The 21296-nt window shown below is 68.7% G+C and carries 24 protein-coding genes; 17 read left to right on the top strand and 7 right to left on the bottom strand.

Annotation, left to right across the window (positions count from 1 at the left end):
- Window positions 1-103: 103 nt before the first annotated feature.
- From leuS to G335_RS0112545, 8 genes are read left to right on the top strand one after another with little or no spacing between them, the layout of a single operon-like run.
- Window positions 104-2695, top strand: coding sequence for a leucine--tRNA ligase (gene leuS, locus G335_RS0112580; protein WP_018176981.1), 2592 nt, complete (start codon window positions 104-106; stop codon window positions 2693-2695).
- On the top strand, window positions 2692-3231 hold the full coding sequence (gene lptE / locus G335_RS0112575; RefSeq protein ID WP_026304845.1) for an LPS assembly lipoprotein LptE: 540 nt from the start codon (window positions 2692-2694) through the stop codon (window positions 3229-3231). The genes leuS and lptE overlap by 4 nt, the downstream gene beginning before the upstream one ends.
- Complete coding sequence (gene holA / locus G335_RS0112570) at window positions 3231-4268, top strand: DNA polymerase III subunit delta (protein ID WP_018176979.1); 1038 nt, start codon at window positions 3231-3233, stop codon at window positions 4266-4268. The genes lptE and holA overlap by 1 nt, the downstream gene beginning before the upstream one ends.
- Window positions 4269-4272: 4 nt before the next feature.
- Entirely contained in the window at window positions 4273-5580 is a 1308-nt protein-coding gene (locus G335_RS0112565; protein ID WP_018176978.1) for a glutamate-5-semialdehyde dehydrogenase, read from the top strand.
- Window positions 5581-5625: 45 nt separating this feature from the next.
- Complete coding sequence (gene nadD / locus G335_RS0112560; RefSeq protein WP_018168190.1) at window positions 5626-6276, top strand: nicotinate-nucleotide adenylyltransferase; 651 nt, start codon at window positions 5626-5628, stop codon at window positions 6274-6276.
- A gap of 8 nt (window positions 6277-6284) precedes the next feature.
- The gene (gene rsfS, locus G335_RS0112555; protein WP_018146421.1) at window positions 6285-6677 is read left to right on the top strand and encodes a ribosome silencing factor; all 393 of its coding nucleotides are present in this window, start codon (window positions 6285-6287) and stop codon (window positions 6675-6677) included.
- A gap of 22 nt (window positions 6678-6699) precedes the next feature.
- Complete coding sequence (gene rlmH, locus G335_RS0112550; RefSeq protein WP_018176977.1) at window positions 6700-7170, top strand: 23S rRNA (pseudouridine(1915)-N(3))-methyltransferase RlmH; 471 nt, start codon at window positions 6700-6702, stop codon at window positions 7168-7170.
- A gap of 7 nt (window positions 7171-7177) precedes the next feature.
- The gene (locus G335_RS0112545) at window positions 7178-7768 is read left to right on the top strand and encodes a nucleoside triphosphate pyrophosphatase (RefSeq protein WP_018176976.1); all 591 of its coding nucleotides are present in this window, start codon (window positions 7178-7180) and stop codon (window positions 7766-7768) included.
- Between the two features lie 19 nt (window positions 7769-7787).
- Here the strand turns inward: G335_RS0112545 and G335_RS0112540 are convergent, their stop codons facing one another.
- Together G335_RS0112540 and G335_RS0112535 are read right to left on the bottom strand one after the other, a co-directional pair.
- The gene (locus G335_RS0112540; protein WP_018176975.1) at window positions 7788-8210 is read right to left on the bottom strand and encodes a DNA polymerase III subunit chi; all 423 of its coding nucleotides are present in this window, start codon (window positions 8208-8210) and stop codon (window positions 7788-7790) included.
- A 16-nt stretch (window positions 8211-8226) separates the two neighbouring features.
- Entirely contained in the window at window positions 8227-9705 is a 1479-nt protein-coding gene (locus tag G335_RS0112535; RefSeq protein WP_018176974.1) for a leucyl aminopeptidase, read from the bottom strand.
- Between the two features lie 88 nt (window positions 9706-9793).
- Between G335_RS0112535 and lptF the strand changes: the two genes are divergently transcribed.
- From lptF to G335_RS0112520, 3 genes are read left to right on the top strand one after another with little or no spacing between them, the layout of a single operon-like run.
- Window positions 9794-10921 (top strand): LPS export ABC transporter permease LptF, encoded by a 1128-nt coding sequence (gene lptF / locus G335_RS0112530; RefSeq protein WP_018176973.1) that lies wholly within the window; start codon window positions 9794-9796, stop codon window positions 10919-10921.
- A complete protein-coding gene (gene lptG, locus G335_RS0112525; protein ID WP_018176972.1) occupies window positions 10918-11991 on the top strand; it encodes an LPS export ABC transporter permease LptG in 1074 nt (357 codons plus the stop codon). The genes lptF and lptG overlap by 4 nt, the downstream gene beginning before the upstream one ends.
- Window positions 11988-12632: a GDSL-type esterase/lipase family protein gene (locus G335_RS0112520; protein WP_018176971.1), complete on the top strand. Its 645-nt coding sequence runs from the start codon at window positions 11988-11990 to the stop codon at window positions 12630-12632. The genes lptG and G335_RS0112520 overlap by 4 nt, the downstream gene beginning before the upstream one ends.
- Before the next feature lie 73 nt (window positions 12633-12705).
- On the opposite strand, the gene G335_RS0112515 is transcribed toward G335_RS0112520, so the two are convergent.
- On the bottom strand, window positions 12706-13245 hold the full coding sequence (locus G335_RS0112515) for an RDD family protein (RefSeq protein ID WP_018168182.1): 540 nt from the start codon (window positions 13243-13245) through the stop codon (window positions 12706-12708).
- Window positions 13246-13304: 59 nt separating this feature from the next.
- Here G335_RS0112515 and G335_RS0112510 point away from each other — a divergent pair, with 59 nt between their 5' ends.
- Window positions 13305-13658 carry a PilZ domain-containing protein gene (locus tag G335_RS0112510; RefSeq protein ID WP_018168181.1) on the top strand — a complete coding sequence of 118 codons (354 nt, stop codon included), beginning with the start codon at window positions 13305-13307 and terminating at the stop codon, window positions 13656-13658.
- A gap of 19 nt (window positions 13659-13677) precedes the next feature.
- Here the strand turns inward: G335_RS0112510 and glp are convergent, their stop codons facing one another.
- Genes glp through mobA form a run of 3 tightly spaced genes read right to left on the bottom strand, consistent with a single transcriptional unit; the run spans window position 13678 to window position 16125 of the window.
- Window positions 13678-14934 (bottom strand): gephyrin-like molybdotransferase Glp, encoded by a 1257-nt coding sequence (glp, locus tag G335_RS0112505; protein ID WP_018168180.1) that lies wholly within the window; start codon window positions 14932-14934, stop codon window positions 13678-13680.
- Between the two features lie 14 nt (window positions 14935-14948).
- Window positions 14949-15491: a molybdopterin-guanine dinucleotide biosynthesis protein B gene (gene mobB, locus G335_RS0112500; protein ID WP_018168179.1), complete on the bottom strand. Its 543-nt coding sequence runs from the start codon at window positions 15489-15491 to the stop codon at window positions 14949-14951.
- A gap of 52 nt (window positions 15492-15543) precedes the next feature.
- Window positions 15544-16125, bottom strand: a complete 582-nt coding sequence (mobA, locus tag G335_RS0112495) for a molybdenum cofactor guanylyltransferase MobA (RefSeq protein ID WP_018168178.1) — start codon at window positions 16123-16125, stop codon at window positions 15544-15546.
- Between the two features lie 127 nt (window positions 16126-16252).
- Between mobA and G335_RS0112490 the strand changes: the two genes are divergently transcribed.
- From G335_RS0112490 to G335_RS0112470, 5 genes are all read left to right on the top strand, one after another.
- On the top strand, window positions 16253-17794 hold the full coding sequence (locus G335_RS0112490; protein ID WP_018168177.1) for a nodulation protein NfeD: 1542 nt from the start codon (window positions 16253-16255) through the stop codon (window positions 17792-17794).
- A 39-nt stretch (window positions 17795-17833) separates the two neighbouring features.
- Window positions 17834-18652 carry a slipin family protein gene (locus G335_RS0112485; RefSeq protein WP_018168176.1) on the top strand — a complete coding sequence of 273 codons (819 nt, stop codon included), beginning with the start codon at window positions 17834-17836 and terminating at the stop codon, window positions 18650-18652.
- Between the two features lie 3 nt (window positions 18653-18655).
- Complete coding sequence (gene xerD, locus G335_RS0112480) at window positions 18656-19561, top strand: site-specific tyrosine recombinase XerD (protein WP_018168175.1); 906 nt, start codon at window positions 18656-18658, stop codon at window positions 19559-19561.
- Window positions 19562-19652: 91 nt separating this feature from the next.
- Window positions 19653-20366 carry a DsbC family protein gene (locus tag G335_RS0112475; protein ID WP_018168174.1) on the top strand — a complete coding sequence of 238 codons (714 nt, stop codon included), beginning with the start codon at window positions 19653-19655 and terminating at the stop codon, window positions 20364-20366.
- A 51-nt stretch (window positions 20367-20417) separates the two neighbouring features.
- Window positions 20418-20819: an OsmC family protein gene (locus G335_RS0112470; RefSeq protein ID WP_018168173.1), complete on the top strand. Its 402-nt coding sequence runs from the start codon at window positions 20418-20420 to the stop codon at window positions 20817-20819.
- A 164-nt stretch (window positions 20820-20983) separates the two neighbouring features.
- Here G335_RS0112470 and G335_RS13610 read toward each other — a convergent pair.
- Window positions 20984-21296, bottom strand: a 313-nt coding sequence (locus G335_RS13610) for an IS110 family transposase (protein ID WP_043689836.1), incomplete at its 5' end; no start/stop codon positions are given.

The following is a 21296-nucleotide window of genomic DNA, read 5'->3' as shown; positions in this document are numbered from 1 at the left end:
GAGGGGTGGCCGGGCCGTTTCCCAGCCGCTTGGAGGGGGTGGGGGCGACTGGTATTCTGCGCAGTTCTTTGTTTCACGCGAACACACAGGGCAGGTGGGCCACATGCAGGAGCAGTATTCCCCGGAGATGATCGAGGCGCAGGTGCAGCGCCAGTGGGAGGAGGCCGATTGCTTCCGTGCGCGCGAGGATGCCGCCGGCGAGCCGTTCTACTGCCTGTCCATGTTCCCGTATCCCTCGGGCAAGCTGCACATGGGCCATGTGCGCAACTACACCATCGGCGACGTGATCGCGCGCTTCCAGCGCATGCAGGGGCGCAGTGTGCTGCAGCCGATGGGCTGGGACGCCTTCGGCCTGCCGGCCGAGAACGCGGCGATGCAGAACCACGTGCCGCCGGCGGCCTGGACGCGGCAGAACATCGAGCAGATGCGCACCCAGCTCAAGCGCCTGGGCTTTGCCTACGACTGGTCGCGCGAGTTCGCCACCTGCGACGCCGACTACTACCGCTGGGAACAGTGGCTGTTCGTGCGCCTGCTGAAGAAGGGCCTGGTCTATCGCAAGAAGGCGACCGTGAACTGGGACCCGGTGGACCAGACCGTGCTTGCCAACGAACAGGTGATCGAGGGCCGAGGCTGGCGCTCCGGGGCGGTCGTCGAGCGCCGCGAGATGCCGCAGTGGTTCCTGCGGATTACCGACTACGCCGACGAGCTGCTGGAGGCCCTGGACGAGCTGGACGGCTGGCCGGACCAGGTGCGCACCATGCAGCGCAACTGGATCGGGCGTTCCGAGGGCGTGGAGCTCGAGTTCGCGGTGGACGGTGGCGAGGCGCTGGCCGTCTACACCACGCGCCCGGATACCCTGTTCGGCGTCTCCTACATGGCGCTGGCGCCGGAGCACCCGCGGGTGCAGGCGCTGGCGGAGCAGGACGCCGAGCTGGCCGCGTTTGTCGCGGATTGCGCGCAGGGCGGGGTGGCCGAGGCGGACCTGGCCACGATGGAGAAGAAGGGCCGCGCGCTGGGCTTCACCGCCCGCCACCCGCTGACCGGCGAGGATGTCCCGGTCTGGGTCGCCAACTTCGTGCTGATGGAATACGGCACCGGCGCGGTGATGGCCGTGCCCGCGCATGACGAGCGCGACCACGAGTTCGCGACGAAATATGGCCTGCCGATCCGCCAGGTGATCGCTCCGGCGGATGGCGCCACGGTCGATGTGCAGCAGGCCGCGTTCACCGACGCCGGCGTGCTCGTGAACTCGGGGGATTTCGACGGCCAGGCATCGGAGGCGGCCAAGGCCGCGATCGCCGAGCACCTGGAGCAGGCCGGGCTGGGCCGGCGCCGGCGCAACTACCGCCTGCGCGACTGGGGCATCTCGCGCCAGCGCTATTGGGGTTGCCCGATCCCGGTGATCCACTGCGAGGCCTGTGGCGCCGTGCCGGTCCCGGAAGCGGATCTGCCGGTGCGCCTGCCCGAGGACGTGATCCCGGACGGGGCCGGCTCGCCGCTGGCGCGCATGCCGGAGTTTTTCGAGACGCCGTGCCCGGAATGCGGGAATCCGGCGCGGCGCGAGACCGATACCTTCGACACCTTCTTCGAATCCAGCTGGTACTTCGCCCGCTACGCCTGTGCCGACAACGACACGGCGATGCTGGATGCGCGCGCCGACCACTGGCTGCCGGTCGACCAGTACGTCGGCGGCATCGAGCACGCGGTGCTGCACCTGTTGTACGCGCGCTTCTTCCACAAGCTGCTGCGCGACGAGGGCCTGCTGGCCTCCGACGAGCCGTTCACCCGCTTGCTGACCCAGGGCATGGTGATCGCACCCACCTTCTACCGCGAACGCGATGACGGCGGGAAGGACTGGATCAACCCGGCGGACGTCGAACTGGAACGCGCCGAGGACGGCTCGGTGAAGGCCGCGCGCCACCGCGAGGATGGCCAGCCGGTCACGGTCGGCGGCATGGAGAAGATGTCCAAGTCGAAGAACAACGGCGTGGACCCGCAGGCCCTGATCGAGCGCTTCGGCGCGGATACCGCGCGGCTGTTCACCATGTTCGCCGCACCCCCGGACCTGTCGCTGGAATGGTCCGACTCCGGCGTGGAGGGCGCGCATCGCTTCATCAAGCGCCTGTGGCGCGCGGTGCACGAGCACGTGGGCGGCGAGTCGCCCGGGGCGCTGGACACGGACGCGCTGGACGATGCCGGGCGCGAGCTGCGGCGCAAGCTGCACGACACCATCGCCAAGGTTACCGACGACATCGGCCGGCGCCAGACCTTCAACACCGCGGTGGCCGCGAACATGGAACTGCTGAACGACCTCGGCAAGTTCCCGCAGGACGCAGCCGAGGCCGCGGCCGTTCGCCAGGAGGCGCTGGAGGGCATCGTGCGCATGCTGGCCCCGATCATCCCGCACGTGACCCAAACGCTGTGGCGGACCCTGGGTTACGACGAGCTGGTGGCCGCCACGCAATGGCCGCAGGTCGACGAGGCCGCACGCCAGGCCGCGCAGGAGACCCTGGCGGTGCAGGTGAACGGCAAGCGCCGTGCCGAGATTGCGGTCCCGTCCGGGGCCGACAAGGACGCGATCGAGACCGTTGCGCGCAACGACGAAAACGTGCAGCGCCATATCGAGGGGCAGGATGTGATCAAGGTGATCGTCGTTCCCGGCCGTCTGGTCAACTTCGTGGTGAAGCCGCAATGAGCGTCCTTTTGCGCGCGGGTCTGGTACTGGTCCTGGTGGCCGCGCTGGCCGCCTGCGGCTTTCAGCTGCGTGGCAGTAGCGAGTGGCCGGAGACACTGAATCCGGTGCAGATCACTGGCATCAATGCGCGCGACTCGCTGTACCGCGAACTGGCCGTGACCCTGGGCTCCTCGGGCGTGGACGTCGTGCGCCAGCGCCCGGAGGGGCAGGGTGCGATCCTGGAGATCCGTTCGGTCAACGATCAGCGCCGCACCCTGTCGGTGACCGAGGCCGCGCGGGTGTCCGAGTACGAACTGGTGCGCACGGTCGACGCGCGCCTGCGCCCGGTGGACGGGGAGGCGGTCGACCTGGGGCCAATGCGCGCCTCGCGCATCTATCTGTTCGATGGCACCGCGGTGCTCAGCCGGGGCGAGCGCGAATCCACCCTGCGCGAGGCGATGGACCGCGACATCGTCAGCCAGCTGCAGCGCCGGATTGCCGCCCTGATCGAGCCGGACGGCAGCCTGCGCGAAGCCGCGGAGGACCCGGCCCCGTAATGGCGCTGGATATCGCCCGCCTGGAGCAGGATCTGGCGCGCGGGCTCGCGCCGATCTACCTGTTGCTGGCCGAGGAGCCGTTGCAGGCGATCGAGGCGGCCGATGTGATCCGCGCTGCCGCCCGCGAGCAGGGCTTCCTGGAGCGCACGGTGCTGGACCTGACCGCGCAATCGGACTGGGGCCCGTTCGAGGCCGCGATCCGCGACCGGTCGCTGTTTGCCGAGCGCACGGTGCTGGACGTGCGCCTGGCGACCGGCAAGCCGGGCAAGACCGGTGGCGACCACCTGAAGGCCTACGCCGGCGACCCGCAGGCTGACCTGGTTCTGCTGCTGCAGTTGCCGCGGCCGGATCGCGACATGCGGCGGGCGGCCTGGTTCAAGGCCCTGGAGAACCGTGCGGTGGTGATCCACGCGCGCCCGGTGCCGCCGGCCCAGCTGGGTAGCTGGATCCGTGCGCGGCTGCAGAAGAACGGTCTGCGCATCACCGACCCGGCGCTGGCGTTGCTGGTCGCGCGGGTGGAGGGCAACCTGCTGGCCGCACGCCAGGAGATCGAGAAGCTGGCGCTGGCCGGCGTGACCGAGATCGACGAGACCGTGCTGGCGGAGGCCACCACGGACGCGGCCCGCTTCGAGCTGTTCGCCCTGGCCCCGACCGCGCTGCGCGGTGATGTCCGCCACGCCCTGCGCATGCTGGAGGGGCTGCTGGACGAGGGCCAGGCCGAGCCGCTGATCCTGTGGGCGCTGGCGCGCGAGTGCCGGCTGCTGGTGCAGGCGATGGAGCGCAAGGCCGCCGGTGCGCCCGACCGCGAGGCGTTCCAGGGCAGCTTTGGCGACGGCCAGAAGGCCCTGCGCCAGGCAATGTCGCGCCTGGACCTGAGCGCGGCGCGGGGCCTGCTGGGCGAGGCCGCGCGCGTGGATCGGGTCATCAAGGGTCAGGAAAACGGCAATGCCCGGCAGGGGTTGCTAGACTTGGTGGCCCGTATGGCGGGGCGGCCGCTGACCCGACCCGAACCCGCACTGAATTCTCAACGAGTCTGACTGCATGAACGCTGCCGTGAACCCCACTGAATCCACCGCTACCAGCGGCGTGGTCGCCCAGGTCGAGGCGCTCGGCCGCGCTGCGCGCGCCGCATCGCGGCGTATGGCCGAGGCCGAGCCGGGGGCGAAGAACGCCGCACTGCATGCGATCGCCGAGGGCATCGCCGCGCGCCGCGCCGAGCTGAATGAGGCCAACAGCCGTGACCTGGAGGCCGGGCGCGAGCGCGGCCTGGACGCCGCGATGCTGGATCGCCTGGCGCTGACCGATGCCCGCATCGATACCATGATCGAGGGCTGCCGCCAGGTAGCCGGGCTGCCCGACCCGGTGGGCACAATCTCCGATATGGCCTACCAGCCGAGCGGTATCCAGGTCGGCCAGATGCGCGTGCCGCTGGGCGTGATCGGCATCATCTATGAATCGCGCCCGAACGTGACCATCGACGCCGCCGCGCTGTGCCTGAAGTCGGGCAACGCCGCGATCCTGCGTGGCGGCTCCGAGTCGCTGCACTCCAATCAGGCCCTGGCCGCAATCATCCAGGCAGGATTGGAGCAGGCGGGCCTGCCGCGCGAGGCGGTGCAGGTGGTACCGACCACCGATCGCGCGGCGGTCGGCGCGCTGTTGCGCATGCCGCAGTACGTGGACGTGATCGTCCCGCGCGGGGGCAAGGGCCTGATCGAGCGCGTCAGCAACGAGTCGCAGATCCCGGTGATCAAGCACCTGGATGGTGTGTGCCACGTGTATGTGGATGGCGGTGCGGATGCCGACAAGGCCCTGGCCATCGCGGTGAACGCGAAGATCCAGCGCTATGGCACCTGCAACACCATGGAGACGCTGCTAGTGCACGCGGACCTGGCCGAGGCCTTTCTGCCGCTCCTGGCCGCGGCCCTGGGCGAGCACCAGGTGAGCCTGCGCGGCTGCGCGCGCACCCGTGCCATCCTGGCCAGCAGCGGGGCAGACATCGCCGAGGCCACCGAGGACGACTGGGTGGCCGAGTACCTGGGGCCGATCCTCGCGATCCGCGTGGTCGACGACCTGGACATGGCGATCGATCACATCAATACCTATGGCTCGCACCACACCGACAGCATCGTGACCGAGGACTACACCCGCGCCCGGCGTTTCCTGCGCGCGGTGGACTCCAGCTCGGTCATGGTGAATGCCTCCACCCGCTTCGCCGACGGCTTCGAGTACGGCCTGGGCGCGGAGATCGGCATCTCCACTGACAAGCTGCATGCCCGGGGCCCGGTGGGCCTGCACGGGCTGACCACGCTCAAGTACGTGGTGTTCGGCGACGGCCATGTACGTGGCTAAGGGAGACGCGCGATTGAATCAGCGTCTCCCTGGGGCGATCCCCGCGTGATCGGGATCCTTGGTGGCACCTTTGACCCGATCCACTTCGGCCACCTGCGCCCGGCGCTGGAGATCCAGCAGCACCTGGGGCTGGAGCGCGTGCACTTCATCCCCTGCCACGTACCGCCGCATCGTGCGAGCCCCGGCACCGGCAGCGACGACCGCCTGGCGATGGTGGAGCAGGCGATTGCGGACGTACCGGGATTCGTCGCCGACCGTCGCGAGCTGGATCGTCAGGGGCCGTCCTACACCGTGGATACCCTGCTCAGTTTCCGCGAGGAGCTGGGGCCGGACGCGCCGCTGGTGCTGATCATGGGCATGGATGCCTTCGCCGGGCTGCCATCGTGGAACCGCTGGCAGCAGATCTTCGAGCTGGCGCATATCGTGGTCTCGCACCGCCCCGGCAGCCCGGCCTCCCACGATCTGGGCGGCTGGCTGGGGAACGCCGCGACGCACGACCCGGCGGCCCTGCGCAAGGCGCCCGGGGGGCTGGTCTACTTCCAGCCGGTCACCCAGCTCGACATCTCCGCCACCGCCATCCGGGACGAGCTGCAGGCCGGGCGCAGCCCGCGCTTCCTGCTCCCCGGGGCCGTCAATCGCTACATCCAGGACCACGGTCTGTACCGGGCCGGGTCGAACCGCAATCACGGGACATGACCGACACAATGAACAGCGAACAACTCCTGGAGCTGGTGACCACCGCTCTGGACGACATGAAGGCACAGAACATCCGCACCATCGACGTGCGTGGCAAGACCACGCTGACGGATTTCATGGTGATCGCCTCCGGCACCTCGGGGCGTCACGTGCAGTCCACCGCCGAGTCGGTGGCCACCGAGGCCAAGCAGGCCGGTATCCCGCCGCTGGGAGTCGAGGGTCAGGAGAGCCAGGAGTGGGTGCTGGTGGACCTGAACGATGTGATCGTTCACGTGATGCTCCCGGAGACCCGCGACTTCTACAACCTGGAGAAGCTCTGGATGGCGGAGGAGGCCGCGGACACCGAAAAGGCCGCCCCCGAGGACCCCAGCCTGGAGCGGGTCCGGCGCCTGCGGCGCTGAACGCCGTGCGAGGCCTCGCCCGATGCGCCTGGACCTGATCGCGATCGGCAAGCGCATGCCCGACTGGGTGGCGGAGGGCTTCGCCGAATACGCCGGGCGCCTGCCGCGCGAGCTGGAGCTGAACCTGCAAGCGCTGGCGGGTCCCTCGGGCGCGAAGTCGATGGACACCACCACGCTCCTGCGCCGCGAGGGCGAGATCCTGCTGAAGGCGATCCCCGAGGGTGCGCGCGTGATCCTGCTGGACGAGCGTGGCAAGGCGGTCGACACCAAGGGCGTGGCCAAGCGCCTGGAGGACTGGCAGGCGGACGGTCGTGACGTCGCGCTGGTGATTGGCGGGGCCGCCGGGCTGGACGAGGCCGTGCGCGCCCGCGCCGAGTGGGCCTGGTCGTTGTCGCCGCTGACCTTCCCGCACATGCTGGTGCGGGTGCTGGTCGCCGAGCAGCTCTACCGCGCCTGGTCGCTGCTCAACAACCACCCCTATCACCGCGCCTGAGTCCCGCATGAGCCTGACGCCGCCGCTGTTGCTCGCCTCCGCCTCGCCGCGTCGGCGGGAGCTTCTGGAGCAGGTCCAGCTCGCCTTCGAGGTGGCGCCGATGGACGTGGACGAGAGCGCGCAGCCGGGCGAGACGCCGGAGGCCCTGGTCGAGCGCCTGGCCGTCGCCAAGGCGGAGGCGGCGCGCGATCGCCTGGCGCCCGGCCAGTGGGTGCTGGCGGCCGACACCGTGGTCGCCGTGGATGCCGACGCACTGGGCAAGCCCGCGGATTTCGCCGACGCCGCCGCCATGCTCGGGCGGCTGTCCGGGCGCGAGCACCGGGTCGTGTCCGGCATGGCCCTGTGGCGCCCCGGCGAGGCCATGCGCGCCCGTCACGTGACGACCCGGGTACGCCTGCGCGAGCTGAGCCCGGCCGATATCGAGGCCTACTGGGCGACCGGCGAGCCGCGCGGCAAGGCCGGCGCCTATGCCATCCAGGGCCGCGGCGCCGCCTTCGTCGAGTGGATCGAGGGCTCCTACACCAACGTGGTCGGCCTGCCCCTGTTCGAACTGGAGCAGTGGCTACGCGAGATCGCCGACCCGCCGCCGCGCGTCTGATCCGCCTCTTCCGCAGTCCTTACTGGATGCTGTGGTGGTCCAGCGGGTAGCCGCGTTCCTTGAAGAAGCGGTAGCGGGCCCGGCCGGCCTCGCGGCCTGGCTCGTCGCCGCCAACGATGTCGGCGACCCGTTCGAAACGCCCACAGTACTCCGGGACCTCGGGGGCGAGGTTGATCAGCACGTCGCAACGATCCGACGGGGCGTGCGCCTCGTGCAGGGAGACCGGGACATCCGTGTCGCGCACGTCGGTGCTGTGCGGCAGGAAGGCAGTGTCCTCGAAGGTCCACAACCATTCATCCAGGGTGCGCGTCAGCTCCGGCGAGCCGGTATGGATATGTACTCGATGTCCCTGCCCGCTGGCCTTCTTTGCCAGACGGCAGACGAAGCGCAGGCGTGCCTCCGGGGCCGGGTCCTCGAGCAGGTAGAAGCTGACGTGGGTCATGCCCGCCGGACCGCGATCAGGCCTGGTCGAGCAGGTAGCGCATCAGCATCGGCACCGGGCGCCCGGTCGCGCCCTTTTCCTTGCCGCTCTTCCAGGCCACGCCGGCGATGTCGACATGCGCCCAGGTGTAGTCCTCGGTATAGCGCGACAGGAAGCAGGCGGCGGTGATGGTGCCGGCCGGGCGCCCACCGATGTTGGCCATGTCGGCGAAATTGCTCTTCAGCTGTTCCTGGTACTCCGGCCACAGCGGGAGCTGCCAGGCGCGATCCCCGCTCTCCTCGCCGGCGGCCAGCAGGCCCTTGGCCAGGCGCTCGTTGTTGCCGAGCACGGCCGCGCCCTGGTGCCCCAGCGCGATGATGCAGGCACCGGTCAGGGTGGCGATGTCGATCACCGCCTTCGGCTTGTAGCGCTCGACCCAGGTCAGGGCGTCGGCCAGGACCAGGCGGCCCTCGGCGTCGGTGTTCAGGATCTCCACCGTCTGCCCGGACAGGGTAGTGATGATATCGCCGGGGCGGGTCGCGCGGCCGTCGGGCATGTTCTCGGCGCTGGTCACCACGCCGACCACGTTGATCGGCAGGCCCAGCTCGCAGCAGGCCTCGATCACGCCGAACACGCTGGCCGCGCCACACATGTCGTACTTCATCTCGTCCATCTCGGCACCGGGCTTGAGCGAGATGCCGCCGGTGTCGAAGGTGATGCCCTTGCCGACCAGGACCACCGGGGCGTCGCCCTTGGTGCCGCCGGAGTATTCCATGGCGATCAGGCGCGGCGGGCGCTCGGAGCCCTTGCCTACGGCCAGGATTGCGCCGGCGCCGAGTTTCTCCAGGTCCTTCTCGTCCAGCACCGTGGTCTTCAGCTTCTTGTTCTGCTTCGCCATTTCGCGCGCGGTGTCGGCCAGGCTCTCCGGGTAGCAGACATTCGGCGGGGTATTGCCCAGGTCCTTGGCGCGATTGACGCCGGTGGCGATCGCCGCAGCCTCGCTGCAGGCGCGCTTCGCCGCCTCGGCCTCGTCGCGCTCCACGCTGAGCTGGATCTTCTCCAGCTTCACCGGGGTGGTCTTCTCCTTCCCCTTGAACGGGGTGAAGCGGTAGGCGGCATCCGAGATCGCCGCCACCAGGGTATGCACCGTCCAGGCGACGTCCTTGCCGCGCGGCTGGAAGTCCGCCACCGCGATCACCGCGCTGGTGGCGGGGCGCTCGACCAGGGCGGCCGCCAGGGTCTGCGCGGCCTTGCGTGCGGCGCGGGCATCGAAGTCTTTCTTCGCGCCCAGGCCGATCAGGAGTGCGTTACCCTTGCCTCCACCGGTAGGCAGCAACAGCCGGCTGCCGGCCTCGCCGTCCATCTCGCCGGCCTTCAGCAGGGCGGTGATCTCGCCATCGCGCGCGGCATCCAGGGCGGTGGCGCCCGCGGCCGGCTTGCGCTTGTGGGCGATCCCGGCGGCGCGGATGCCGGCGCGGGGTTTGTCGAGGGTCGAGGTGGTGACGGAGAATTGCATGAATGCCTCCCGAAAATGAGTTCGATCATGGTACCAGCGCCAAGCGGCGCCCGACCACGCGCCGCGCGGGCCGCGGGGTAATGCGCGCATGATCCTGCGCCGCGCCGAGCGTCTTATCGCCCGCGAGCTGCTGGTCACGCAGACCGCGGTCACCGTCGTGCTGTTGCTGGTGATCATCGGCGGCGTGTTGGGGCGGGTGCTGCGCGATGTTGCCGAGGGCAGTATCCCCGTGGATTTCCTGCCGGGCATGGTCGCCTTCGGCGCGTTCAAGGGCATTGTGTTCCTTTGGCCGGTGGCGCTGTTCCTGGCCTTCATGCTGGTGCTGGGCCGGTTGCAGCGCGACAGCGAGCTGGTGGCGCTGCAGGCCAGCGGCATGTCCTTCGCCGCGTTTTATCGCGCGCTGTTCTGGGTGGCTGCGCCAGCCACGCTGCTGTTGCTGGTGCTGATGACGCTGGTGGTGCCACGCACCGAGGCCCAGATCGATCAACTGCGCGACCTCGCCGAGACACGCTCCGACCTGGTCGGCATTACGCCCGGGCGCTTCCTGCGCTCGCGGGTTGGCGAGCAGGTCTTTTTTGCCGAGCGCCTGAGCGAGGACCGCGAGGCCCTGCTGGAGGTGTTCATCTACCGCGAGGTCGACGGCGAGGCGCAGGTGACCGTAGCCGAGCGCGCGATCCCCGACCCGGGGGCCGAGGGCAGTGGTTTCCTGATCCTCGAGAACGGCTATCGCCATGTCGGCGTGCCCGGCGAGGGCAGCTTCCGCATGCTCGAGTTCGAGCGCCTGCGGACCCAGATCACCGAGCCGGATGCCGGGGCTGGGCGACGCTCGCTGAATGCAATGTCTACGCTTCAGCTGTGGGCGGAGCGTGATCGGCCGGACCATCGTGCGGAGCTCGAGTGGCGCATCGCGATGCCGCTGTCCATCCTGGTGCTCACCCTGATCGCGCTGCCGCTGGCCCAGGTGCCGCCCCGTTCTGGGCGCTATGCCCGCATCCCGGCGGCGATCGGTGTCTACGTGCTGTACGCGAACTTCCTGATCCTGGGTCAGGGGCAGCTGGCGGATGGCCGTACGCCACTGGCCCTGGGGCTCTGGTGGACGCACGGCCTGATGCTGGTTTTCTGGCTCTGGCTGGCCTGGCGCAAGGGCATGCTGGGCCTTGGCCGGGGCGCGGGTGGCGGCCGTCGCCGCGTGGAGCGTGACGAGGTGGCTTCGTGACGACCGTACTGGGTCGCTACATCATGCGTCAGGTCCTGATCGGGACGGCGCTGGCCGTGGTCCTGCTGGTGGCGCTGGATGCGGTCTTCGCGCTGATTGACGAGCTCCGCGACACCGGGCGTGGCAACTATGGCCTGACCGAGGCGCTGCTGTATGTGGCGCTGACCCTGCCGCGGCGGATGTACGACATGCTGCCCCCGGCGGCGCTGCTCGGCGGACTCTTGTGGCTGGGCAATCTGGCTGCCAACAGCGAGCTGACCGCGATGCGGGCCGCCGGGATGACGCTTGGGCGCTTCATCGGCTGGGTGATGCAGGCCGGACTGGTGGTCGTGGTCGTGATGGTGGTGGTCGGCGAGTTCTTCGCTCCTGCGGCCGAGAGTCGTGCACAGAACCTGAAGGCCAGCGCCTTCGATGAACAGCTGAGTGTGAGCCCCATCGGGCTCTGGGCGCGCGATGGCCAGCGTATGGTACAGGCGGATGCGGTGCTGCCGGGCAACCGCCTGATCGGCGTGCGCATCATCGAGGTGGATGCGACCCGCGAGCCGCGCGAGATTACGCGTGCGCAGAGCGCGCAGTACGTGGACGGGGCCTGGCGGCTGCAGGGCGTGGAGCGTTCGCGGCTGTCGCTGGAGCGCGTCGAGCCCGAACGCCTGGAGGAGGAGGTCATCGAGCGCCTGATCGCGCCGGAGTACTTCGACATTCTGGTGGTCGAGCCCAGCCAGATGGCGGCGCAGAACCTGGCGCGCTACATCGACTACCTGCAGGAAAATCGCCTGGACTCGGCCCCCTACGAGGTCGCGTTCTGGCAGCGACTGACCCTGCCGGCCAGCACCTTCGTGATGCTGCTGCTGGCGATCCCGTTCCTGTTCGGCTCGCAGCGCGAGGGTGGTGCCGGGCGGCGCCTGTTCATCGGCATCGCCATCGGCGTGTCGTTCGCCATCGTGATGCGCGCGATGACCCATTTGGGGCTGGTCTACAACCTGCCCCCGGTGGTTGCGGCGAGCCTGCCGGTGGTGCTGTTCCTGATCCTCGCGCTGGTGGCGCTGCAACGCATGGGACGTCAGACATGAGGGTTTGGCTGCGCGGCGGGTTCCTGATCGTGCTGGCGGCCCTGCTGGCGGCCTGTGGTGGCGCGGGCCCGGGCGACTTCGAGCCACTCCCGCGCCAGGCCACGGTGCTCGCCTTCGGCGACAGCGTGACCCACGGGACCGGGGCGGGCTCGGGCGAGGACTATCCGGCGCGGCTTGCGGCGATTACCGGCTGGACATTCATCAATGACGGGGTGCCGGGCGACCGCGCCAACAGCGCCCGCGGGCGCCTGGAGCCCAGCCTGCGCGAACACCAGCCGGACCTGGTGCTGATCTGGCTGGGCGGCAACGACTTTCTGCGCCAGCGCGATCCCGCCGCGGTCAAGGAGGATTTGCGTGCCCTGGTGGCAGCGGTGCATGAACACGGGGCCCAGCCATTGCTGCTGGGGGTGCCGCGGGCCTCGGCCCTGGGGGCCGCCACCGGGCGCCTGCGGGACGATCCGATCTATCGCGAACTCGCCCGTGAGGAACAGGTGGCCCTGATCGAGGGCGTGCTCTCCGGCGTGTTGTCCGAGCGCGACCTGCGCGCCGACCCCGTGCACCCCAACGCCCGTGGTTACCGTCGCATCGCCGACGAGATTGCCGAGGCCCTGGACGACCTCGGCCTCTGGCTCGCCCCCTGATGGCTGTTCACCACGAAGCGCCCTTCTTCGTGTCTTCGTGCGCTTCGTGGTGAAACAAACAACCGGTCCGAGATCAGCTCTTGCGGTTCTGTTTCCAGCGCGGCTTGGCGAGGCCCTGGATGCGTACCAGTTCGGTGCTGGAGAGCCAGTCGTGCAGCATCCAGCGGCGCGGGTGGAACTGCGACAGGCCGAGCGCGAACAGCGCCGCCGCCGTGACCACGGTGATCGCCACGGCGCCGTGCTCGCGCACCGCCCAGATGGCCATCAGGATCACCAGCCACTGGGCGACCGCGACCAGGTAGCGCAGCGTCGCCTGCCAGGCATTGACCGCGTGGCCACCCTCGGTGCGCAGCTGGATGTTCCAGGCCTGCATGCCAAGCGTCTGTCCGGTGCGGGTCCAGAACCAGTAGAAGAAGCCCCAGGCCACGATCAGGTTGAGCACGAAGTGCACACGCGGCGAGTACAGCCCGGTGGTATTGCCGAGGACAACCACCAGCAGGCCAAGGACCATCCAGATCGCTACCAGCAGCAGGGCATCGTAGACGATGGCGGCCAGGCGGCGGAGCAGGCTGGTCGGCTGGCCGTCGACGGACGAGGCGGCGGTTTCGGTCATGGGATTCCCGGATGGTTCTGGATTTGGCCGCAGGCGCGGAGTGGGCGTAGTCTTGCCGTATGGAGCGACGCTTTCAACGTATCCCTCTGGAATTTCCGGCTACCCTGCTCACCGACGGCGGGGACTGCGCGGTTCGCGTGGAGGATATCTCCCTGAAGGGGGTGCTGCTGGAGGGCGCGGATCTTCCGGTCCTGGCCGATGGGGACGAGGTCAGCGTCGATATCCCGCTCAGCGGCGAGGCGCGCATCACCGTCGAGGGCCGCGTGTGCTGGCACGAAGGCCTGTGGCTGGGCGTGGAGATCGAGGCGATGCCGCTCGAATCCGCCTCGCACCTGCGGCGCCTGGTCGAGCTCAACCTGGGTGACGAGGCCCTGCTGGAGCGGGAATTCGCCGCGCTCGTCCAGTCCCCCTGAGCGCGGGCGGCAACCCGGGTCACACCTCCGGGAAGATCTCCCGGAACGGCAGCACCTCCACCCAGTCCCCCGCCCGGGCCCCGCTGGACTCGCGGGGCAAAACCACGTAGGCGTTGGCCTCGCTCATCGCGCGCAGCTGGTGCGAGCCCTGGCCGCCGGCTGCGCGGACCACCCAGCCGCGGTCGTCAGTCTCGAGTAACGCGCGCTGGAAGTCCTTGCGGCCCGGGGTCTTGTACAGATCCTCCAGCAGGCGGGCGTTCAGGGTCTGCGGCTCGGTCGCGTCGCGCCCGGCCAGCTGCAGCAAGGCCGGGCGCACCAGCAGGGCGAAGGTGGTCATCACCGCCACCGGGTTGCCGGGCAGGCCGAAGAAATGCGCGCGGCCGAACTGTCCGAATGCCAGTGGCCGTCCGGGCTTGATCGCCAGCTTCCAGAAACCGACTTGTCCCGAGGCCTGCAGTACGCGGGTCACGTGATCGGCATCGCCCACCGAGACGCCCCCGGTGGTGATGATCATGTCCGCGTCCGCACCGGCCCGGGTCAGGGCTCGTGAGACCTCCGCCTCGGTGTCGCGGATCACGCCGTAGTCCAGTACCTCCACCGGATAGGCGCTCAGCAGCGCGCGCAGGGTGTGGCGGTTGCTGTCGTGGATCTGTCCCGGGCCCAGCGGTTGATCGACGGGGACCAGTTCGTCCCCGGTCGAGAAGAAGGCCACGCGCGGCCGGCGCAGCACGCTTACCCGGGCGATACCCTGACTGGCCAGGACCCCGATCTCGGCGGCGCCGATGCGCTGCCCGGAAGCATATAGCGGGCTGCCGGCGGCGGTGTCACTGCCCGGTCCACGGATGTTGTGTCCCGTTGTCAGGCCGCCGTTTTGCAGGGTGATCGATTCCCCGTCCCGCTGCACCTGCTCCTGCATGATGACCAGTTCGGCCCCGGCCGGGACGACCGCGCCGGTCAGGATGCGCAGGCACTGGCCGGGCTGCAGCTCGCCATCCCAGGGATGCCCGGCCGCTGATGTGCCCACCAGTGCGAGACAGGCCCCGTCCGTTGCGTCCGCGGCGCGCAGGGCGTAGCCATCCATGGCCGAGACCGCCGCCGGTGGCACGTCGATGCGTGCGTGAATCGGCTGGGCCAGGGTGCGCCCGAGGGCCTCTTCCAGCGTGACCTGTTCGCTCTGGGTGATCGTCCGGCAGGCCTCCAGGATCGCGGCACGGGCCTGTTCCAGGGTCTTGGCGCTGGGGTCGAATTCGTCGCAACCGGGGGCAGCCTCGGGCATGGGATGTCTCCGCTTCAGGGATGGATATTCAGGTAGTCGATGATGAAGGCGGCCACCGCGTCGGGGTCGTTGACCGGCAGCAGTGGGCCGTCGAAGTCCAGGGTCGGGGCATCGGTGGCCACCGCGATCACCCCGGCGACCTCGCGGTACAGCGGCGGCTTGCCGACCGACGGGCGGTGCACCTCGATCTTCGGCAGGTCCCACTGCTTGAAGCCCTCGACCAGGATCAGGTCGGAGCGTCGCGGGTCCAGCCGCGCGCACAGCATGTCCAGATCCGGCACGCGGCCGTCGTCGGTCTCCGGCGTCTCCACCATCAGGGCGTAGCGCCGCCCGGAGGCGACCAGCATCTGGTCCGCCCCTGAGTGGCGCAGCTCAAAGCTGTCCTTGCCCGGCTTGTCCACGTCGAACTCGTGGTGGGCGTGCTTGATCATTGCCGGGCGCAGGCCGCGGGCGCGCAGGGCCGGGATCACGCCCTTGAGCAGGGTGGTCTTGCCGCTGCCGCTCCAGGCGGCGAAGGCGATGCGGGGCAGGGGCGAGGGGATGGTCGGCTGGGTCATGGGCGTCGTTCCCGGGCACTGCGGTTCGGGATCGAAAGTATAGCGATCATGATCAGTCCCTCCCCAGGTCATCCGGTGTGTTGATGTTGGCGAACGCCTGCGGCTGATCGGAGAAATCGACGGGGATTGCCCCCATGTCGCGAAACCAGCGTCCCGCGGCCAGGGACCCGCGCTCCAGGTCGTCCAGCAGGGCCTGCGCCAGGGTCGGGCGCAGCAGCGCGAACAGCGGCTGCAGCCGTTCGCCGTCGTGGGCGACCGCGGCCGGGGCGTGTTCCCGGTCCACGGCCTGTTGCAGGCGTTCGCCGAGATCCCGCGGGCAATGCGGGGCGTCCACCGGGGCGCACAGGAGGTTCTGGCCGGGGAAGGCTGCGAAGGCCGCCGCGATCCCGGCCAGCGGGCCGCGGTAATCCGGGTGCCGATCGCACAGACAGGGAAACCCCAGCGCCCGATAGCGGTCGATATCGGTATTGCTGCTGATGGCCAGCTGTGCGGCCTGGGGCTGCAGGCGCTCGATCGCGTGTTCGATCAGCGGGCGCCCGTGGTACTCGACCCAGCCCTTGTTGCACCCGCCCATGCGGCGGCCCTGGCCGCCGGCCAGGATCACGGCGGTGAGGGTTTCGGGCGGGGTCTGCATTGCCTGCGTTTCCATGCGGGTCTGCGGGTTCGGCGCCGGTCCGGGCTTTGGTTTATCGTGGTGGTGTCGGCTGTCGCGTGTGCGCACGCAGTGTACGACGAATCCATCCTGACGGGAGAGGAAGCCCATGCGGGTTCCATTCGGGCGCAACGCGGGACAGGGCGGATGGCGCCCCTGGCGACATCTGTTGTGGCTGGCCTTGCTGGTGCTCGGTGCGGGCTGGCTGGTCGCGGCGAGTATGGCCGATACCGGGGATCGCCACGGCCTGATGCTGACCGTGGAGGACGCCATCGGCCCGGCCACCGGCGATTACATCCGTCGCGGCATTGAACGCGCGGAGGCGGAAGACGCCGAGATCCTGATCCTGATGCTGGATACCCCCGGCGGACTGGATTCCAGTATGCGCAGCATCATCAAGAACATCCTGCAATCGGACGTGCCGGTGGTGACGTATGTCCACCCGGCCGGCTCGCGCGCGGCCAGTGCCGGGACCTACATGCTCTATGGGTCGCATGTTGCGGCCATGACCCCGGCCACCAATCTGGGGTCGGCCACGCCGGTGCAGATGGGGGGCGGTGGGCTCCCGGGCATGGATCCGCCGGAAGCGGGCGAGGACGCCGACGAGGCCCGTGGCGACGAACGCAGCGACGACGATGCGGACGAGGCGCCAGCGGGCGAAAACGGAGCGCCTGACGGCGAGGTGGAGCCGGCCAGCGAGGAAGAGCTGCTGGAGGACGAGGCGGCCCCGCGGCGTGGCGACGACGCGATGGGGCGGAAGGTGCTGGAGGACGCGGTCTCGTACATCCGCGGTCTGGCCGAGCGTTATGATCGCAACGCCGACTGGGCGGAGGAGACGGTACGCGAGGGTTCCAACCTGACCGCCTCCGCGGCGCTGGAGCAGAACGTCATCGACTTTGTGGCGGACAACCTGGACGACCTGCTCGCCCAGATCGACGGGCATACCGTGCGCATGCACGACGGTGAGCGCACACTCTCCACCGAGGGACTGGAGATCGTGCGCATGGACCCGGACTGGCGCACCCAGTTGCTGTCCGTGATCACCAACCCGAACATTGCCTATATCCTGATGCTGCTGGGGATCTACGGCATCATCTTCGAGCTGGCCAATCCGGGCGCGATCTATCCCGGCGTGATTGGCTCGATCGCGCTGATCCTGGCGTTCTTCGCGCTGCAGGTGATGCCGGTGAACTATGCGGGTCTGGCGCTGATGCTGCTGGGGATGATCTTTATGGTCGCGGAGGCCTTTGTGCCCAGTTTCGGGGCCCTGGGCATAGGAGGAATCGTGGCGTTTACAACCGGTTCGATCATTCTGTGGGACGACCCCAACCTGAATGTGGCCCTGCCGCTGGTGATCGGCACGGCCATCGCCATCGGCATCCTGTCGGTCTGGGTGCTGGGGCGTCTGTTCAGTCTGCGGGGCAAGAAGCCCGCCACCGGCCATGAAGAGATGATCGGCATGCTTGGCGAGGCGCGCGAGGACTTTGAACGCAGTGGCCGGGTCTGGGTCCACAGCGAGCAGTGGAACGCGGAGACCTCGGCACCCGTGCGCGAGGGGCAGAAGGTGCGGGTGACCGCCATCGACGGACTCAAGTTGCAGGTCGAACCCGCGACCGAAGAGGACACCCCGGGCACTGCACCGACCGGCTGACCGGTCGGTGCAGTACTCACAACGTAGAAGGAGCAGGACATGAACGATCTCGGTTTCTTTGTCGTTCCGCTAGTCATCCTGATCGCCATCATCGTGATGTCGATCAAGGTGCTGCGCGAGTACGAGCGTGGCGTCATCTTCTTTCTGGGGCGGTTCCAGGCAGTCAAGGGTCCGGGCCTGATCATCGTCATCCCGGGCATCCAGCAGATCGTGCGGATCGACCTGCGCATCATCACCCTCGATGTGCCCAGTCAGGACGTGATCTCCCAGGACAACGTGACGGTACGGGTCAACGCGGTGCTGTACTTCCGCGTGGTGGATTCGGCCAAGTCGGTGATCCAGGTGGAGGACTACTACGCCGCGACCAGCCAGCTCGCGCAGACCACATTGCGCTCGGTCCTCGGCAAGCATGATCTCGATGAAATGCTCTCCGAGCGCGACAAGCTGAACAACGACATCCAGGAGATCCTCGACTCGCAGACCGACGCCTGGGGCATCAAGGTCACCAACGTCGAGATCAAGCACGTCGACCTGGACGACTCGATGATCCGTGCGATCGCCCGCCAGGCCGAGGCCGAGCGCGAACGCCGCGCCAAGGTCATCCACGCCGAGGGCGAATTGCAGGCGGCCGAGAAGCTGGTGCAGGCCGCGCAGAAGATGGAGGCGAGCCCGGCTGCGCTGCAGCTGCGCTACCTGCAGACCATGGCCGACATGTCGACCAACGGCACCGCCAACAGCATCTTCTTCCCGCTGCCGCTGGAACTGACCAAGGTGTTCGAGAGCCTGGCCGGAAAATTCCGCGCCGAGACCCCGGGGGCACCGGGCAATCCGGGCAATCCCGGGGGCGGCCAGCCGTAACGCGTGACCAGCGCCGAGACGACCTCGTCGCCCCTCGATCGTTTCCTGGACGAGCTCTGGGCGGTCGAGGGGCTCTCCGATCACACCCTGGCGGCGTACCGCCGCGACCTGGAGGGCCTGGCGCACTGGCTGGAGCCCAGGGGCGTGGACCTGGAGACCGCCGGGGCGCCCGACCTGCTGGGGTACATCAGCGCGCGCATGCAGGCCGGGGCCCGGCCGAAGTCCATTACCCGGGCGCTGTCCAGCATCCGGCGTTTCTATCGCTATCGGGTCTATCAGGGCGAGCGCGAGGATGACCCCAGTGCCGGGATCGAATCGCCCCGCGCCGGACGCCCGTTGCCGGCCAGCCTGTCCGAGGCCCAGGTGGACGCCCTGTTGCAGGCGCCCGACCTCGAGACCGCGGTGGGCCTGCGCGACCGCGCGATGCTGGAGCTGATGTACGCCACTGGCCTGCGCGTGTCGGAACTGGTGGGCCTGGAGCAGTCGGAGGTGAACAGCCGTCAGGGTGTGGTGCGCATCACCGGCAAGGGCGACAAGGAACGCCTGGTGCCGCTGGGCGAGGAGGCGGCGCACTGGCTGGCCCGTTTCCAGCGCGAGGCGCGGCCGGACCTGATGGATGGCCACCCGCCCTGCGAGGCGGTGTTTGTCACCCGCCGCGGGCGCGGGCTGACGCGCCAGGCCTTCTGGTACCGTATCAAGGCTCATGCAAGGAGTGCCGGCATCGAATCGCCATTGTCGCCGCATACCCTGCGCCACGCCTTCGCGACCCACCTGCTCGATCACGGGGCGGACCTGCGCGTGGTGCAGATGCTGCTGGGCCACAGCAGCCTCTCGACCACGCAAATCTATACCCACGTCGCACGCGCCCGTCTGCAAAGCCTGCATGCGGAACATCATCCCCGCGGCTGACGTCTATTACGCACTCTTGCCAGCTTTCGCAGGTTCCCCGCGTGGGGGCTGCTAGACTGGCTCTGTTTTCTGTACTGACACGAGAGAATCCATGCTCCTGAAACGCGTTCTTCCCCTTGCCGCGGCCCTGGCCGTGTTCAGCACCCCGGTCATGGCGACCGATGCCATCGAGGAAACCATGGCCCGGGTGATTCCGGATGCCGAGGCCGACAGCATCCGGGAGACCCCGATGGCTGGCATCTACGAGGTGCGCTACGGCACCGATATCCTCTATGTGTCCGGGGACGGCCGCTATCTGATTCAGGGCAACCTGGTCGATCTGGACACCCGCGAGAACCTGACCCAGGCCGCGCTCAGCGGGGTGCGCGCCGACATGTTCGCCGCCATCGGCGACAGTGAGCTGGTGACCTACTCGCCGAACGGTGACACTCGCGGTGTGCTGAACATCTTCACCGACCCGAACTGCCCCTACTGCCGCGAAATCCACCAGGACCTGCCGGAGTATCTGGCGGCTGGCATCAAGGTGCGCTACCTGATGTTCCCGGTCCTCGGTCGCGATTCTCCGGAGATCATGGATCGCATCTGGTGCGCGGATGACCGCGAAGACGCGATGGACCGTGCCAAGGAAGGCGACAAGCTGAACGACATCGACGGCAGCTGCGCCACGCCGCAGGATCAGCACATGGCCATGGGCCAGCAACTTGGGCTGCGCGGCACCCCGGCACTGATCACGGAGAGCGGACAACAGATGTCCGGCTACCAGGAACCGCAGGCGGTGATCGAGCGCATCCTCGGCAGTAACTGATATCCAGGCGCCGGGTCGCGCATTGCGATCCGGCTGCGGGATGGAGATGACATGCTCGAGTATCAGCTGAACGTCGAACGGGTGGACGCGCACGGCAGCCTGGCACACGCCAAGCAGGCCGAGGTCACCCTGGACACCGACATGGACGGGCGCGACGATGCCCTGAGTCCGCCGGAGCTTTTGCTGGCGTCACTCGGTGCCTGCATGGTGCGCGGCATCCAGCGCGCCCTGCCGATGCTGCGTATGGAGGTGGACAGCATCTCCATCCAGTTGCGCGGCTGGCGCCAGGACGACCCACCGGCCATCGCGAAGATCGAGTATCGCGTCGAAGTCGGCACCGATGCCGATGAGGAAATGGTCGAGCTGCTGCACCGCAACGTGCAGAAGGGCACCATCTACTCCACCCTTGCCGCCGGCACCCAACTCACCGGCGAGGTCGTCGCCAGGCAATAGGTCATGCAACAGGTGGGAAGCCCCCTGTGGGAGCGAGCTTGCTCGCGAAGCCTCCGCCCGCGCCTGCGGTTACCTCCGCAGGGAGGAAGCTCGGGCCGATGGGCTTGGCCACGGCCCGATCACCGAAGGGGCTCGGCTCCGGGGGTGCCGACGTGTAGGAGATTCTATGTCTCTCCACAAGGGATCTTAGGTTGGTAATCGGTCTGATTTTTCATCAGGGCGAAGGCGACGCGGGCCAGCTTTCGAGCCAAGGCGTTCAGTGCCTGGGTCGTCGCCAGGCCACGGTCCAGGCAGCGCTGGTAGTAGTCGCTCCAGGCGGCTTTCGACTTGGCCTGCATCGCGGCCAGATAGAGCAGCCGTCGCAACTCTGGATCGCCCTGTTTGGTGAGTTTGCGCTGCCCCCGTTTCGTGCCGGAGTCGCGTATGCGGACATCCAACCCCAGGAAGGCAACGAACGCATCACCGCTGCGGAAGGCG

The sequence above is a fragment of the Thioalkalivibrio sp. AKL8 genome (genome assembly GCF_000380525.1).
GTDB classification, from domain to species: Bacteria; Pseudomonadota; Gammaproteobacteria; order Ectothiorhodospirales; family Ectothiorhodospiraceae; genus Thioalkalivibrio; species Thioalkalivibrio versutus.
This window is presented reverse-complemented; position numbering and strand designations above follow the sequence as displayed.

Coding starts and splice junctions, on each gene's coding strand:
- G335_RS0112565 (WP_018176978.1), top strand. CDS start 4,273: ATGAACGCTGCCGTGAACCCCACTGAATCCACCGCTACCAGCGGCGTG.
- leuS (WP_018176981.1), top strand. CDS start 104: ATGCAGGAGCAGTATTCCCCGGAGATGATCGAGGCGCAGGTGCAGCGC.
- rsfS (WP_018146421.1), top strand. CDS start 6,285: ATGAACAGCGAACAACTCCTGGAGCTGGTGACCACCGCTCTGGACGAC.
- G335_RS0112545 (WP_018176976.1), top strand. CDS start 7,178: ATGAGCCTGACGCCGCCGCTGTTGCTCGCCTCCGCCTCGCCGCGTCGG.
- G335_RS0112475 (WP_018168174.1), top strand. CDS start 19,653: ATGCTCCTGAAACGCGTTCTTCCCCTTGCCGCGGCCCTGGCCGTGTTC.
- G335_RS0112510 (WP_018168181.1), top strand. CDS start 13,305: ATGGAGCGACGCTTTCAACGTATCCCTCTGGAATTTCCGGCTACCCTG.
- G335_RS0112490 (WP_018168177.1), top strand. CDS start 16,253: ATGCGGGTTCCATTCGGGCGCAACGCGGGACAGGGCGGATGGCGCCCC.
- G335_RS0112540 (WP_018176975.1), bottom strand. CDS start 8,210: ATGACCCACGTCAGCTTCTACCTGCTCGAGGACCCGGCCCCGGAGGCA.
- lptE (WP_026304845.1), top strand. CDS start 2,692: ATGAGCGTCCTTTTGCGCGCGGGTCTGGTACTGGTCCTGGTGGCCGCG.
- G335_RS0112520 (WP_018176971.1), top strand. CDS start 11,988: ATGAGGGTTTGGCTGCGCGGCGGGTTCCTGATCGTGCTGGCGGCCCTG.
- mobA (WP_018168178.1), bottom strand. CDS start 16,125: ATGCAGACCCCGCCCGAAACCCTCACCGCCGTGATCCTGGCCGGCGGC.
- G335_RS0112485 (WP_018168176.1), top strand. CDS start 17,834: ATGAACGATCTCGGTTTCTTTGTCGTTCCGCTAGTCATCCTGATCGCC.
- mobB (WP_018168179.1), bottom strand. CDS start 15,491: ATGACCCAGCCGACCATCCCCTCGCCCCTGCCCCGCATCGCCTTCGCC.
- holA (WP_018176979.1), top strand. CDS start 3,231: ATGGCGCTGGATATCGCCCGCCTGGAGCAGGATCTGGCGCGCGGGCTC.
- G335_RS0112515 (WP_018168182.1), bottom strand. CDS start 13,245: ATGACCGAAACCGCCGCCTCGTCCGTCGACGGCCAGCCGACCAGCCTG.
- G335_RS0112535 (WP_018176974.1), bottom strand. CDS start 9,705: ATGCAATTCTCCGTCACCACCTCGACCCTCGACAAACCCCGCGCCGGC.
- G335_RS0112470 (WP_018168173.1), top strand. CDS start 20,418: ATGCTCGAGTATCAGCTGAACGTCGAACGGGTGGACGCGCACGGCAGC.
- glp (WP_018168180.1), bottom strand. CDS start 14,934: ATGCCCGAGGCTGCCCCCGGTTGCGACGAATTCGACCCCAGCGCCAAG.
- lptF (WP_018176973.1), top strand. CDS start 9,794: ATGATCCTGCGCCGCGCCGAGCGTCTTATCGCCCGCGAGCTGCTGGTC.
- rlmH (WP_018176977.1), top strand. CDS start 6,700: ATGCGCCTGGACCTGATCGCGATCGGCAAGCGCATGCCCGACTGGGTG.